The sequence below is a fragment of the Streptomyces sp. NBC_01707 genome, from assembly GCF_041438805.1.
Taxonomy (GTDB): domain Bacteria; phylum Actinomycetota; class Actinomycetes; order Streptomycetales; family Streptomycetaceae; genus Streptomyces.
Genome location: NZ_CP109190.1, coordinates 4115702 through 4131475 on the forward strand (window position 1 = coordinate 4115702; position 15774 = coordinate 4131475).

At 72.7% G+C, this 15774-nt stretch carries 7 protein-coding genes; all 7 read left to right on the plus strand.

Going from position 1 to position 15774, the window contains the following annotated elements; translation table 11 throughout:
- The first annotated feature begins 48 nt into the window (after positions 1-48).
- The 7 genes from OG963_RS18430 to OG963_RS18460 are packed head-to-tail and all read left to right on the plus strand — an operon-like array spanning position 49 to position 15732.
- A complete protein-coding gene (locus OG963_RS18430; protein ID WP_371127906.1) occupies positions 49-1326 on the plus strand; it encodes an MFS transporter in 1278 nt (425 codons plus the stop codon).
- Positions 1301-4423 carry a type I polyketide synthase gene (locus tag OG963_RS18435; RefSeq protein ID WP_371800306.1) on the plus strand — a complete coding sequence of 1041 codons (3123 nt, stop codon included), beginning with the start codon at positions 1301-1303 and terminating at the stop codon, positions 4421-4423. The genes OG963_RS18430 and OG963_RS18435 overlap by 26 nt, the downstream gene beginning before the upstream one ends.
- Entirely contained in the window at positions 4420-10101 is a 5682-nt protein-coding gene (locus OG963_RS18440) for a MupA/Atu3671 family FMN-dependent luciferase-like monooxygenase (RefSeq protein WP_371799252.1), read from the plus strand. Before OG963_RS18435 ends, OG963_RS18440 begins: the two co-directional genes overlap by 4 nt.
- On the plus strand, positions 10098-11408 hold the full coding sequence (locus OG963_RS18445; protein WP_371799253.1) for a M18 family aminopeptidase: 1311 nt from the start codon (positions 10098-10100) through the stop codon (positions 11406-11408). The genes OG963_RS18440 and OG963_RS18445 overlap by 4 nt, the downstream gene beginning before the upstream one ends.
- 33 nt (positions 11409-11441) lie before the next feature.
- Positions 11442-12149 (plus strand): thioesterase II family protein, encoded by a 708-nt coding sequence (locus tag OG963_RS18450; protein WP_093772911.1) that lies wholly within the window; start codon positions 11442-11444, stop codon positions 12147-12149.
- On the plus strand, positions 12146-12991 hold the full coding sequence (locus tag OG963_RS18455; protein ID WP_093772913.1) for an SDR family oxidoreductase: 846 nt from the start codon (positions 12146-12148) through the stop codon (positions 12989-12991). Before OG963_RS18450 ends, OG963_RS18455 begins: the two co-directional genes overlap by 4 nt.
- A gap of 29 nt (positions 12992-13020) precedes the next feature.
- On the plus strand, positions 13021-15732 hold the full coding sequence (locus OG963_RS18460) for an amino acid adenylation domain-containing protein (protein WP_371799254.1): 2712 nt from the start codon (positions 13021-13023) through the stop codon (positions 15730-15732).
- Positions 15733-15774: the final 42 nt, after the last annotated feature.

The window sequence follows — 15774 nt, forward strand, 5'->3', positions numbered from 1 at the left end:
TTCCTCGTCGCCGGATACGCCATCTCTTCGTACGGCACCTTCCTGAATATGGTGGCGCTCAATCTGTTCGTCTATGAGACGACGGGCCGGGCGATCGCCATGGGGCTGTTCATGGCGGTGCGGCTGGGGTCCGGCTTTGTCGCCGGTCTGACGGCCGGCACGCTGCTCGCGCGTTTCACCGCCAAGACCGTGATGCTCTGGACGAATGTGGCTCAGGCGGCGGTGATGCTGCTGCTGGTCCTTGCGCCGGACGGGCTGCGCACGGGTGCGCTGATGGCCGTCTCGGTGGTGGTCGGGTCCTGCGGAACGCTCTTCATGGTGTCGCTGCGCAGTTCCATTCCCGAGATGGTGGGCGCCGACCGGCGCGGCTGGGCGAACTCCCTTTCCATCACCGGGCGTTCGCTGGCGATGGTGGCCGGCTTCGCATCGGCCGGCGTGGTCGTGTCGCTGGTCGGCTACACCGCCGCCTTCGTGGTGGACATGGCCACCTTTGTGATCTGCGCCGTGACGGTGGCACTGCTGCCGATCGCGGGCGGAGGCAGAGGGAAGAGCGCCCGGCCGGATTCGGAGGGGAATTCCGGCGGGCGCACCGAACAGGGTGCGGCGGCCGCGGAGAAGGCGGGGCGGCGGCGGATGCCCGTCGCGTTCGTCGCGCTGGCCGCCGCGCCCGGTCTCGGCCTGATGGTGGCGCTGCGTGGGGTGGACGCGTTCGGCTCGTCGTCCCACAACGCGGCGCTGCCGGTCTACTCCGCCGGGCTCGACGCCTCGCGCCCGGCCGTGTTCGTCAGCGCCTTCTGGTGCCTGTGGGCGCTGGGGAACGTCGTCGCACAACAGGTGATCCAGCGGTACGCGAAGCGCACCGGCCGATCGGTGGGTGCGCTGGGCTTCGGTTACGGCACGATCGTGATGTCCGGGGCGTTCATCCTCGCGTTCGCGGGGTTCCCGTTGGTGGCGACGGGGGTGATCGCACTGGTCGCGGGAGCGGCCGACGGGCTCACGGAGGTCTCGTACACCTCGCATCTGCAGACGCTCTCCACCGACCTGCGCGGGCATGCGTTCGGGCTCTCCGCGACGTTCGAGAATCTTGGCTTCGGCGTCGGAATGATCCTTGTCGCGGCGGCACTCGACCGCTACAGCCCGCTGACGGTCGTCGGTTGGTCCCATGGCGCTGCGATGGTGGTCGCGGTGGCGTTCCTGCTCCGGGTTGCGGGGCTGCGGAGGGGAGAGAGTCGCGGTGGTGGAGACGGCGAGGGAGCGGGATCAGGAGCGGGGGAACGAGAACCGCATCGCGGTGATCGGGATGGCGCTGAGGTTCCCGGGAGCTGACACCCCCGAGCGGTACTGGCGCGACATCCGGGCCGGCGTCTCGCACGTACGCCGTTTCACCCAGGCCGAGTTCGCCGCCGCGGGGATACCGGAGTCGGAGTACCGGGCGGAGGGGTTCATCGGGGCGGCGGCGCTGCTGGACGGCGACGGGCACGGCGGCATCGACGGGTTCGACGCCGGTTTCTTCGGGATGAGCGGGCGCGAGGCGGCCCTCACCGATCCGCAGCAGCGGCTCTTCCTGGAGTGCTGCTTCCACGCCTTGGAGGACGGTGGCTACGCCGGTCACGACGAGTCGTCACGGATCGGGGTGTACGGGAGCGCCGGTTACCGCCTCTACTCCCTGCACAGCTATCTCGCCGAGAACCTGGCCCCGGAGGCACGGTCCGGCGACTGGATGACCGTCAAACAGGTCCAGGTCGGCAACTACCCGGACTTCACCGCCAATCGGGCCGCGTTCCGGCTCGGTCTGACCGGTCCCGCGATCAATGTGGCGACGGCGTGTTCCAGTTCGCTGGTCTCCGTGCATCTGGCCTGTCAGGCGCTGCGCGCCGGTGACGCCGATCTGATGCTGGTCGGCTCGGCGGCGCTGCATCTGCCGCAGGTGACGGGGCACCGTCATGTGAAGGGTTCCACGCTCTCCCGGACCGGTGCCGTGCGGGCCTTCGACGCGGGTGCGGACGGTACGGTCGGCGGCAACGGTGTCGCCGCCGTCCTGCTGAAGCCGCTGGACCGGGCGCTCGCCGACGGAGACACCGTGCACGCCGTGATCCTGGGCTCGTCGGTCACCAACGACGGTGCGGCGAAGGCCGGTTTCGCCGCACCGGGTGTCGCCGGGCAGCGGGACGCCGTGCTGGGCGCGCTGCGGTCCGCCGGGGTCCCGGCGGAATCGCTGGGTTACATGGAGGCGCACGGCACGGGGACGTTCAAGGGCGACCCGATCGAGTTCGCCGCCCTCACGGAGGCGTTCCGCCGCCACACCGACCGGACCGGGTTCTGCGCGCTGGGCTCCACCAAACCTGCCATCGGACACCTCGACAGTGCGGCGGGGCTGGCCGGGCTGATCAAGGCGATCCTGGTCCTGCGGCACGGGATCGTCCCGCCGCTGGTGAACTTCCGGGCGCCGAATCCGGCGCTCGCCGTCGAGTCGAGCCCGTTTGTCCTACCGGCGAGGGAGGCGGCGTGGCCGGTGCCCGGGGAGGTGCGGCGAGCCGGGGTGCACTCCATCGGGATGGGCGGTACCAATGCGCACGTGATTGTGGAGCAGGCGCCCGTGGTGCGGGAGAAGGAGCCCGGGCGGACACCGGGGCGGGAGCGGAAGTTTTCCTCGGGGACGCTGCCCCTGCTGCCGCTGTCCGGCGCGAGCCGCGAAGCGCTGGTGGCGTACGCCGGCGCGTTCCGCGAGCGGCTGATGCGCGGGACCGGGGCGAAGCCCGCCGATCTGCTGGTCACGGCAGCGCTGGGACGACGTCACTTGCGCCACCGGCTGGTCGTGACGTCCGAGGATCCGGTGGCGGGGCTGGACGCGTTCCTGGCGGGGGCGGACCCGGGCGGTGTGTACGACACGGGGGTCGTCGAACAGGAGCCGGAGCGGCCCGTCTTCCTCTTCAGCGGGCAGGGCGGCGGACATCCGGGCATGGGCGCGGAGCCTGCCGCCCGCTTCCCCGTCGTGGCCGAGGTACTCGCCTCCTGCGCCCGCGTCTACGAGGAGGAGACGGGCAACGGCGACTTCCTCGACCGGGTCGTGCACGGCCACGGCCCGGCCGCCTGGACCACCGGCTTCGCGCAGCCCGCTCTCTTCGCCCTCCAGATCGCCCAGGCCCGCCTCTGGCAGCAGTTGGGCGTCACACCCTCGCTGGTCGCCGGGCACAGCGTCGGCGAGTACGCGGCGCTCTGCGTGGCCGGGGCGCTGAGCATGGAGGACGGGATGCGGCTGCTGTGCCGGCGCGGGCGGCTGATGCAGGAGCGGTCGGCGGCCGGTGCGATGCTCGCGGCGTTCGTACCGCAAGCGCGGGTACGGGAGTTGCAGGCTGCCGTCGAGGGGCTGGAGCTCGCCGTGGTCAACGGGCCGGTCCACCATGTCGTCGCCGGGCCCCCGGAGGCGGTCGAGGCCGCGCGCGCTCTGCTGGCAGCGGGCGGAGAGGCGTACGAGCCGCTGGCCGTGGACCGGGCCTTTCACACCGCCCTGCTCGATCCGGTCCTCGACGAGCTGCGGACCGCCGTGGAGAAGACACCGCTGCTCCCGCTGCGCACGCCGTTCGTCAGCGGGCTCGACGGGGCGGTGCGGCATCCGGGGTGGCGGCCCGACGCCGACCATCTGGTCCGGCAGGCACGGCGGACCGCCGACTTCCACGCGGTGCTGCGGGCCATCGGGTCCATGGGATCCGCTCGACCCACCGGCGCGGTCCTCCTCGAACTCGGCCCCTCCGCCGTACTGACCGGGATGGCGCGCCGGGTGCTGCCGGGTGCGGCCCCCGTACCGACGTCGGCGTTCCGGCACGCGGTGGCCCGGCTGCACTGCGCGGGGGTGGCCGTCGACTGGGCGGCGTTGCTCGCGGGATGCGGCGGCCGGCGGGTGCCGCTGCCGACGTATCCGTTCCAGCGTCGGTCCCACTGGGTCGGTCCGCCACCGGTCCCGACCACTTCGTACGTACCCGAGCGCACAACGGAGGATGGCATGACCGAACAGGCCGTACTGGAACGGGTCTTGGCGCTGACCGCCGGCCATCTGGGCTACCGGCCGTCGGAGGTCGGTGCGGACAGGACGTATGTCGGACTGGGCGCCGACTCGCTCCAGCTGATCGGCATGGTCCGGCAGTTGGAGGCGGAGTTCGGTACGGAGATCGCGATACGGGAGATACTGGAGGAGGCGGGCACCCCCCGGCTCACGGCTCGCCTGATAGTGACGCGCACGGCTCCGAAGCCGCAGGTGGAGGACGAGCCGGAGCCGGTCTACGCGACGCGCGCCGAGGTCGAGGAACTGACCCGTCAGGTGACCCAGCTGGCCCGCAACCAGGCCGCGATGCTCACCCAGCTCTCGGATGCCGTGGCCCTGCTGACCGGCATCTCCGCCGCCGCCCCCGAGGGGGACCGCCGATGAACCAGGCGGACGGTGCCGCCGTCGAGGTGGCCCGCGCGGCGGAGCTCTCGCGACGCCTGACCGAACAGCTCGCAGCCGCTGCTGCCTCCTCCCCGCCCCGCTCCCCCTCCACCGCCGCCGCACAGCACGGCCCCCGCCTCGTCGTGGACCCCGCGGCCGGCATGGCCGGGACGGACGCCGACCCCGCACAGCGCGCGCACACCGCCTCCCTCGTCCGGCGGTTCACCGAGCGCACCCGCACCTCGAAGGAACTGGCACAGCGGCATCGGCCGGTGCTCGCCGACAGCCGGGCCGTCGTCGGGTTCCGCCAGGCCACCAAAGAGATGCTGTACCCGATCGCCGCCCGGTCCGCGCACGGGTCACGGCTCACCGATGTCGACGGCAACGACTACACCGACATCACCATGGGCTTCGGCTCCCTGCTCTTCGGGCACGAGCCGGAGTTCGTCACCGATGCCGTGCAGCGCCATCTCTCGCAGGGCCTCCGGTTCGGTCCCCGCTCCTCCGACACCGGTGAAGTGGCCGCACTACTGGCCGAGTTGACGGGGATGGAGCGGGTGGCGTTCGCGAGCTCCGGTACGGAGGCGAACTCGGCGGCGGTCCGGCTGGCCCGGGCCGCGACCGGGCGCGACAAGGTCGTCATGTTCCGCGGCTCGTACCACGGGCACATCGACTCCGTGCTCGGCCGCCCCGGTGGTCCGGGCGGCCCCGGCGCCGTACCCGTCTCACGCGGCATCCCCGCGAGCGCCGTCGCCGAGCTGATCGTGCTGGAGTACGGCAGCCAGGACTCCCTCGACACCATCGACGCGCTCGGTGACACCGTGGCGGCCGTCCTCGTCGAGCCCGTCCAGTGCCGCAACCCCGCACTCCGCCCGGCCGACTTCCTGCGGTCGCTGCGCGACCTGACCGCCCGCCGCGGCATCGTGCTCCTCTTCGACGAGATGCTGACCGGTCTGCGCCCGCACCCGCGTGGCGCCCAGCACCACTTCGGCGTCGTCCCCGACCTGGCCACCTATGGCAAGGCACTCGGCAGCGGCTTCCCGATCGGCGCGATCGCGGGCCGCGCCGACATCCTCGACGGCGTCGACGGCGGTCCCTGGCAGTACGGGGACGACAGCGGACCCCCGCACGAGACCACCTTCTTCGGCGGTACGTACGTGCAGCACCCGCTGTCGATGGCCGCGGCGCGGGCGGTGCTCACGCACCTCGAGGAGGAGGGCCCCGCTCTCCAGGAGCAGCTGAACGCCCGGACCGACGCGCTCGCCGACCGCCTCAACCGCTTCTTCCGGGACGAGGAGTTCCCGCTCGAACTGGCCCACTTCGGCTCGATGTTCCGGTTCACCCACCGCGCCGACATGGAGCTGCTCTACCACCACCTCCTGCTGCGCGGCCTGTACGTCTGGGAGTGGCGCAGCTTCTATCTCTCCACCGCGCACACCGACGACGACGTGGCGGCGATCGCCGCCGCCGTGGAGGGTTCACTGCGCGAACTGCGCGACGGCGGCTTCTTCCCGTCGGCGAAGCGGCCCGTCCGGCCGCTGCCCGCACCGCGCACCCGCCCTGCCCCCGACCTCGGCGTCTACTTCTTCGGTGACCACCCCGAGACCGCGGACACGGCCAAGGCCTACGACAGCGTCATCGAGACGGCCCGCTTCGCCGACGAGCGCGGCTTCAGCTCCGTCTGGCTGCCCGAACGGCACTTCCACTCCTTCGGCGGCCTCTTCCCCAACCCGGCGGTACTCGCCGCCGTCCTCGCCCGTGAGACCGAACGGATCAGGATCAACGCGGGCTCGGTCGTCCTGCCGCTGCACGACCCGATCCGGGTCGCCGAGGAGTGGTCGGTCGTCGACAACCTGTCCGGCGGGCGGGTAGGCATCGGCTGCGCCACCGGCTGGCACGCGCAGGACTTCGCCCTGCACCCGGACCGGTTCGAGGACCGCCGGGAGATCGCCTTCTCCCATCTCGACGACGTCCGCCGGCTGTGGGCCGGCGAGTCCGTCGCGCGTCGGACGGGCGAGGGCGCCGAGACCGGCGTACGCATCCATCCACGTCCGGTGCAGGCCGAGCCTCCGATGTTCCTCGCCACCTCCGGGCAGCGTTCCTCGTACGGGGAGGCGGCCCGGCGCGGGCTGGGGATCGTCACCAACCTCATGAGCCAGACCGTGGCCGAACTGGCCGCGAACATCGACCACTACCGGCAGGTGCGCGCCGACTCCGGACTCGATCCGGACGGCGGCCGGGTGACCGTCCTGGTCCACACCTACCTCGGTACGGATCACGCCGCCGCGCGGGCCGAGGCGCTGGAGCCGATGAGCCGCTATCTGCGCTCGTCGCTGCTGATGAGGTCGGCCGCCACCGCGCTGGGCCGCAGCCCCGAGGACGTCGCGACGGCGAGCGAGGACGACCTGGACTATCTCTTCCGCCGGGCGTACGACCGGTACTGCGACCAGCGGGCCCTGATCGGTACCCCGGAGAGCTGTGCCCCGTTCGTCGACGCCCTGCACAGGGCCGGGGCCGACGAGATCGCCGCGCTCGTCGACTTCGGGCTGCCCGAGGAGCGGATGCGGGCGGGGCTGGAACAGCTGGATCTGCTGCGGCGCCGCACCCGGGAGCGGAGGACGCCGGAGGCGCAGGGACTGCACGAGGCCCGGGGGCCGCAGAAGGCCCAGGGGCCGCGGGAGGCGCAGGGTCCGCGGGAGGCGCAGGACATCACCGCGCCCGCCACCTCCGCGCAGCGGCGGCTGTGGCTCGCGGCCCGGCTGCTCGGCAACTCCGCCGCGTACAACGAGACGCAGGCGGTCCGCCTGCGCGGCCGGCTCGACGAGTCCGCCCTCCGTGCCGCCCTGGACGGGCTGGTGGCCCGCCATGCCGGGCTACGGACCGTGTTCCGGGCCGGCAGCGGCGACGCGACCGTGGTCCAGGTCGTCCGGCCCGGGCTGCGCATCCCGCTCCTGGTGACGGACGCCCGGGGGCAGTCCCCCGACGGGGCCGATCCGACGGTCGCGGCGGCAGTCGCCGAGGAGAGCGGGCGCGGGTACGACCTGGCCGAGGGACCACTGTTCACACCCCGGCTGATCCGGCTCGCGGACGACGACCAGGTGCTGGTGCTCGGCATGCACCACATCGTCACCGACGCCCACTCCGCGGGCCTGATGACGAGTGACCTGGAGGAGCTGTACCGGGCGGCGGTGGAGAACCGCGCACCGGTCTTCGCGCGGCCTGCGGGCACGACGGCCGGTGCACCGGAACCCGCCCGGGACCCGGCCGATCTGGCCTGGTGGCGGGAGCAGTTGGGCGAGAAGCCGCCGGTGCTCGAACTGCCCACCGACCGGCCGCGCGAGCGCCGGGTCGCGGGGCGCGGCGGGGCGGTGGCCGTACGGGTCGACCAGGAGCGGACCGTACGGTGGCAGGAGTGGAGCGGGGAGCAGGGCGCCACACTGTTCGCGACGCTGTGCACGGCGTGGCAGCTGGTGCTGCGCGGGCGTTCGGGGCAGGACGAGTTCGTGCTCGGGTCCACCTTCGGGCGGCGCACCCCCGGGACCCGGGACACGGTCGGCTTCCATGTGGCGCTGCTGCCGCTGCGGGTGTCGCTGCCGGACGGCACGGACCCGGCCGATGCGGTACGGGCCACCGGGCGCGCTCTGCGCGAGGCGGACGAGCGGCAGCTGGTCGACCTGGACGCCCTGCTCGTCGGGACGCACCCGGACCCGGGCAACCCGCGCCCCCTGATCACCGTGTCGGTGGACCTGGACAACGAGACGCTGTCGCGGATCGACCTGCCGGGTCTACGGGCCGAGGAGGTGCCCGCCGGGACGGAGTCCGCCCCGCTGGAACTCGCCCTGATGGCGACACGCACCGCATCGGGCCTGCGGCTGCGGCTGCGCTACGACGCGGATCTGTTCGACGCGGAGACGGCGCACGGATATCTCGACGAGGTGGTCGGGACGCTGGAGTCGATGACGAGTGGCGGCAGGGCCGCCGGGGACGAATCACCGCGCTCCGCCGCGGACACGCTCCGGGACGTCTGGGAGTCCGTCCTCGACGTCCGCGGCTTCCCCGCCGAGACCAACTTCTTCGATCTCGGCGGCAATTCGATCACCGCGATCCGCCTGGTCAACCGGGTACGGGACGCGCTCGGTGTCGACTATCCGATGGCGGACTTCTTCTCCGACGCCACACTGCGGGCGATGACCGACCAGCTCACGCCCGAGCCCGAACCCGCCGGGGAGGATGTCGAGGTCGTCGACCGTGCCCCGGTCAGCGACCAGCAGGCCCGGATGATCGCCGGACACCACTCCGTACCGCACTCCGAGCTGTGGAACATCCCGACCCGGATCACCTTCACCGGCGCGCTGGACGTGCCGGCGCTGCGGTCCGCGCTCACCGAGCTGCTGGCCCGGCACCACTCCCTGCGGACCCGGTTCGTCGAGGAGGACGCGTCCTGGTGGCAGGAGGTCGTCGCCGCGCGACCCGTCGATCTGCCCGTCGAGGACCTCACCGGTCTGCCACCAGGTCAACGGCGTTCCCGGGCAGATGAGTTGTGTCGCGAAACCGCGACCACCGGCTTCGATCTCTCGCAGCCCGCGATTCCCCGACTGCGGCTGCTGCGCGTCGAGGAGGACCGCTGGGCGCTGATGTTCGTCCTGCACCACATCACCGCCGACGGCTGGTCCCTGTCGCTCCTGCTCGCCGAGATCGCCGCGCTGTACACCGCGGCGGCGAAGGGCGTGCCGCACACTCTCGACCCGCCGGGCTCGCAGGTCACGGAGTACGCCCGCTGGCAGCGCGCCCAGGACGACCCGGCGACGGAGGCCCGCCGGGCCGCGTACTGCGCCGGGTATCTCGACGGAGTGCCGTCCCGGGTGCCCGTACCGACCGACCGTCCCCGGCCCGCGCAGCTCAGCGGGCTCGGCGACACCATCCGCGGCCGGGCGTCGGGGGCGGTGCGGGCGGCCGTCGAGGAGTTCGCCGGGGCTGTTCACACCACCCCGTTCGCGGTGGCGGCCACGGCGCTCGGAGTGTTTCTGACCAGGCTCTCCGGGGAGCCGGACATTCTGCTGAGCGTCCCGTACGCCAACCGTCAGGGCACCGCATTCGAGTCGCTCGTCGCCATGACGTCGACGGCGGTCATGGTCCGCGTACGACAGGATTCGGCCAATCTCGAGACCACCTGTGCCGAGCTGACGGCGCGTACCGGGGTGGGGGCGATGGGGGCGATGGCGCATGTGCTGCCGACGGCCCGGATCATGCAGGCGATGCGCGACGCGGGCGCCGACGACGTGCCGGACCGGGTGCCGCATGTGCTCGCCTTCCAGAACTCCCTCGACACGGACATCGAGATCCCCGGTCTGGACGTCGAGGTGGAGGATCTGGCACCGCCTCTTTCACGCAGCGAGCTGTGCTTCGGGCTTGCGCCGTGCCGGGACCGTACGAAGGGTTATCGGACGTTCCTGGAGTACTCCACCGACCTGTGGAACCGGGAGACAGCTGAAGAACTCCTCAACTCGTACATCGCGCTGCTCGAGGAGTTCTGCGCCCGGCCGGACCGCCCGGTCCGGGAACTGCTGCTCCCGTCGTCCCCGTCACTCACACCCTCGAAGCCCTGGTCGCCACCCTCACGCCCCAAACCCTCACCCCCACCCGCGAAACCGAACAGCGGAAAGGCGGACGCCGTATGACGCCGGCCCCCCACCCCAGTCACCGCAGTCACACCGACGACCTGCTCACCTTCATCCGGGCCAGCCCGTCCCCGTACCATGCGGTGGCCAGCGCGATCCAGCGGCTGGAGAAGGCCGGCTTCCGCGAGCTGCGCGGTACGGACGACTGGACGGGCACGACCGGCGGCAGCTTCGTCGCCCGCGGCGGCGCCCTGATCGCGTGGTACGTCCCCGAGGACGCCCCGGCGCACACCCCGTTCCGGATCATCGGCACGCACACCGACTCGCCGAACCTGCGGATCAAGCCCACCCCTGACACGGGCTCGGCGGGCTGGCGCCAGATCGCCGTGGAGATCTACGGCGGGGTCCCGCTCAACACCTGGCTCGACCGCGACCTGGGCGTCTCCGGGCGGCTGGCGCTGCGCGGACCCGGCGGCACGACCGAGTCGCGGCTCGTCCAGATCGACGAACCGCTGCTGCGGGTACCTCAGTTGGCGATCCACCTGGACCGATCCGTCAACGAGGGACTGGTGCTCGACCGGCAGCGCCATGTCGCCCCCCTGTGGGCGCTCGGCGCCCCCGAGGAGGGCGCGCTGCTGCGCCGGGTGGCGGCGGCCGCCGAGGTGGACCCGGACGAGGTGCTCGGCTGGGACCTGATGCTGCACGACATCCAGCCGCCCGGATATCTGGGCGCGGAGCGGGAGTTCGTCGTCTCGTCACGGCTGGACAACCTGGTGTCGGTACATGCCGGCGTCACCGCGCTGGCTGGCGCGGCGACGGGAGCCGAGCGTCCCTCGTACATCCCCGTCCTGGCGGCCTTCGACCACGAGGAGGTCGGCAGCGGTTCCGAGACGGGTGCGCAGAGCCCCATGCTGGAGCGGGTCCTGGGTCGCTCCGTCACCGCGCGCGGCGGCAGCTCGGAGGACTGGTCGCGAGCGGTGTCGGGGGCCTTCTGCGTCTCCGCCGACATGGCGCACGCGGTGCACCCCAACTACGCCGAGCGGCACGACCCGGACCACCACCCGCTGCCCAACGGCGGACCGACGATCAAGGTCAACGTCAATCAGCGGTACGCCACCGACAGCACCGGGATGGCCGTGTTCGCGGCGGCGTGCGAGCGGGCGGGTGCGCCGTGGCAGCCGTTCGTCTCCAACAACGCGATGCCGTGCGGTACGTCGATCGGTCCGCTCACCGCGGCCCGGCTGGGGGTCGCGACCGTCGATGTAGGGGTGCCGGGTCTCTCCATGCACTCGGCGCGCGAGCTGTGCGGGGCGGACGACCCGGCGTATCTGGCCGCCATCCTGGGCGCGTTCGTGACGTCCGGCTGACCCTCCCGTACACCTTCGACCGGAAGAGAGACCGTGGAAGAGACTGTCCTGATCTGCCTGCCCTTCGCCGGGGCGGGTGCGTCGTTCTTCACGCCCTGGCAGGGGCAGGCCCCGGTGGGGCTGACGTTCCTTCCGGTGCAGCTGCCGGGCCGGGAGAAGCGGTTCGCCGAGCCCGCGTACACCTCGGCTGCCGAGGCCGTGGACGACGCGTACGCCCAGGTCACCGCCGCGCTCGGGGGCACGGGCCGACGGGTGGCCGTGTTCGGGCACAGTATGGGCGCGGTACTCGCGTACGAGCTGGCGCACCGGCTCGAACGCGAGCCGGGGATCCGTCTCGAAGCGCTCTTCGTCAGCGGCTCGCCCGGTCCGTGGACGGCCCGCACCGACCGGGCGGGCGGACTGCCGGAGGACGAGTTCGTCGCACGGGTGAAGAGCTTCGCCGGGTACGCGCATCCGGCGCTGGAGGACCCGGAGATGCGGGAGCTGCTGCTGCCGTCGCTCCGGGCCGACGTACAGCTGCACGAGAGCTACCGGCCGGCCTCCGAACGGCCGCTGACCGTACGCGTCGTCTCGGTCCGCGGGCGTACGGACACGCTCGTCGGCGCGGCCGGCGCCGCCGAGTGGGGGTGGGCGACGAGCGGGAAACTGACCGTCGCCGAGCTGGACGGCGGGCACATGTATCTGGCCGACCGGCCGGGCGCGCTGCTGGAACTGATCGCCACCGAACTGGGCGAGGTATGACGACGAGCGGCGGCACCGGCCGGCTGGCCGGGCGGACCGCTCTGATCACGGGTGCGGCACGCGGGCTCGGCAGGGCCTGTGCGCTGACGTTCGCCCGCGAGGGCGCGGATCTGGTGCTGCTCGATGTGGCGGGTCCGCTGCCCGGCGTTCCGTATCCGCTCGGTTCGTCGAGCCAGCTCGCGTACACGGCGGAGCTCTGCCGCGATGCGGGCGCCGCCGTGCTGACCCGGCAGGCGGACGTGCGGGATCTCGGCGCGCTGGAGGCGGCGGCGGACGACGCGGAGGAACGCTTCGGCCGGATCGACGTCCTCGTCAACAACGCCGGGATCGCGGCCCCTTCGGGCCGTGCCGCACATGAGATCACCGAGCCCGAGTGGCAGCTGATGATCGATGTGGACCTCGGTGGCGCCTGGCGGGCGATCCGGGCCGTCGGGGGGCGGATGACCGCGCAGGGCTCCGGCTCCATCGTCAACATCGCGTCGACGGCGGGCCTGGTCGGCTACCGGCACTTCGCCGGTTACGTCGCCGCCAAGCACGGCCTGGTCGGGCTGACCAAGGCCGTCGCACTGGACTACGCCCCGCGCAAGGTCCGGGTCAACGCGGTGTGCCCCGGGTCGGTGCGGGACGACGAGGCGATGGAGGGCCGGATGCTCGCGGAGATCGCCCGGTCGCTGGAGGTGCCGGTCGCCGAGCATGAGGAGACGTTCGTCCGGGCGCAGCCGATGAACGCACTCGTCGAACCACAGGATGTCGCGGACGCGGCGCTCTGGCTGGCGTCGGACGAGTCGCGTCAGGTGACGGGGAGCGTGTTGACGGTCGACGGCGGATTCACGACGCGCTGAGGCGCACCCCGACGAGGAGGAGAGCACCGGTGCCGATCGCCCCCCATACGCTGACGGTCCGCCTGCCACGGGGCGCGACGAACGACGCCGTCGCGACCGTGCTCGCGACGGCGTCGAAGCGGTGGTGGCCGGACGGCCCGCACCCCCGGCTGTGGACCGAGACCGTCCCGGCACCGGCGGACTCGGAGAGGGCAGCACGCCGCCGCGAGACCGAGACCCGACGTCCGCTCGGACCGGGGCAGCTGCTGAGGGTGCTGCTGCTGCGGTACGAGGTGGAGGGCGCGGGTGGGTCCGGGGGCGTGTTCGCGGGCGGGCGCGTACACACCCCTGCGACGGGCACCACAGGCGACCTCGTGGACGCCCGCGCAGGCGGGACCGCGGGCGGCCTCGCGGGTGAGACCGCCGACGGGACCGCGCAGGGCACCGTGCGCACGCCCGTTCCCCGTCCCGGTGATCTCGTCCTCGTCGCCGATCCGGCGGCGCTGGACGCGACCTCGCTCCGGCTGATCTCCCGGGTGCTCGGCGGGGAGCTCGGGCCGGACGAGGTACGGACGGCCGAACGCCCCCCCGCCGCACATCCCGGTCTCGTCCCCGCCCCCGCAGCCCTGCGGCGCGCCGCCGCCACCGCACTCGTGCGCGGACGGTACGAGGGGAGGTCGTCCGTGCGCGTGACCGTGCCCGTATCGGCGCCCGACCGGCCCGGGTACGCCCTCGGCGCGTTCGACGGCCGGGCCGTGCTCGAAGCCGACCTGTCCGAGGACCGTACGGTCGGGGACCTCCTGGCCACTCCCCTCGCTCCTCTCGCTCCTCTCGCTCCTCTCACTCCTCCGGGCGACGACGTCATCGACGAAGCCGCCCTTTCCGAGGGCCATGTCGCGCGCGTACAGGACCAGTTGGCCACCGTGCCGCCCGAGACCCCTCTCATCGACCTCGTCCTGCTCGACGAGACGGAGTCCGCCGAGCAGCTCGCCCTCGGCCGCCCGGCCGCCCCGCCGTCCGTCCCTTCCCGCCGCATCGACGAGGCCTTCGCGGACCAGGTCGCCCTGCGTCCGGACGCGCCCGCCCTGACCTGTGGCGAGCACACCCTGACCTACCGGGAGCTGGACTCCCGTGCCGACGAACTGGCCGCCGGGCTGCGCGCCGGGGGCGTCCTGCCCGGTGACAATGTGGGTCTCTGCCTGCCCCGCTCGACGGACCTCGTCGCGATGATGCTCGCCGTCCTCAAGGCGGACGCGATCTACGTACCGCTGGATCCGGACCACCCCGCGGACCGCCGCGCCCGTATCGCCGACGACGCCGGGCTGCGGCTGACGGTGGAGGACACCACCACCCTCACCGGCCACCCGGGCGAGCATCAGGCCTTCACCGCCCGGCCCGCCACCGCCCCGGCCTACGTCATCCACACCTCCGGCTCGACCGGCCGCCCCAAGGGCGTCGTCGTGCCCCACGTCAATGTCCTCGCCCTCGTCGAAGCCACCCGCGACGACTTCGGTCTCGGCCCCGGCGACACGTGGACCCTCTTCCACTCCAGCGCCTTCGACTTCTCCGTCTGGGAGATCTGGGGCGCCCTGCTGACCGGCGCCCGGCTGGTCGTCGTCGACTACTGGCTGTCGCGCTCCCCCGCCGACTTCCACGCCCTGCTCGCGCGGGAGGGGGTCACCGTCCTCAGTCAGACCCCGTCCGCATTCACCCAGCTCATGGCCGCCGACCGGGAGCACGGCGAACGCCGGGGCCACGGGCCGCCGCTGGCCCTGCGCCTGGTCGTCCTCGGCGGCGAACCGCTGGACGTCCGCCCGCTGCGCGACTGGTTCGACCGCCACCCCGAGGACCGCTGCCGGCTGGTCAACATGTTCGGCATCACCGAGACGACGGTCCATGTCACGGCGCAGACGGTGACCCGGCACACGACGCTGTGCGGATCCCGCTCGGTGGGACGTCCACTGCCCGGCTGGTACGTGTACGTGCTCGACGCCCGGGGCAGGCCGGTCCCGCCCGGGGTACCCGGCGAGATACACGTCGGTGGCGCCGGGGTCGCGACCGGGTACCTGGGCCGCCCGGAGCTGACCGGGCAGCACTTCGTACCCGACCCGTGGCACGGCGGACGGATGTACCGCAGCGGCGATCTGGGCCGGTTGCTCCCGGACGGCACGCTGGAGCATCTGGGCCGGATCGACAGCCAGGTGAAGGTGCGCGGCTTCCGGATCGAGCCGGACGAGATCCGTCACGTGCTGCTGGCCGATCCGTCCGTGACCGCGGCGGCCGTGACGGTGTCCGGGGACGCGTTCCTGGACGCGGCGGGTGTGCGGATCGATGCGTACGTCGTTCTGGCGGCGGACCCGGTCGGCACGGCCGACGACATACGCCGGAGGGCCGCGAAGCTGCTGCCGGATCACATGCTGCCCGCCTCGGTGACCGCCCTGAAGCAGCTCCCGCTCACCCCGAACGGCAAGCTGGACCCGTCCGGGCTGCCCGCCCCGACGGCCCCGGCCGAGGCCCTCGCCGACGCCCCGCCCGGCACCACTGCCCCCACCGGCCTCTTCGCGGAACTTATCGGAATCTGGGAGTCCGTCCTCGGCGTGCCGGTCGGCCCCGACGACAACTTCTTCGATCTGGGCGGCAATTCGCTCTACGCGATCCGTCTGGCCACCGCGATGCGGGAGCGAGGCCTGCCTCCGGTGCCGCTGCGGCGGCTCTATCTGTCGCCGACGGTCCGGTCCCTGAGCGAGGCGGTGGACGAGTGACGGCGGGGTGGCCGCGGCGCGCGACCGCCCCGCCGTCATGCG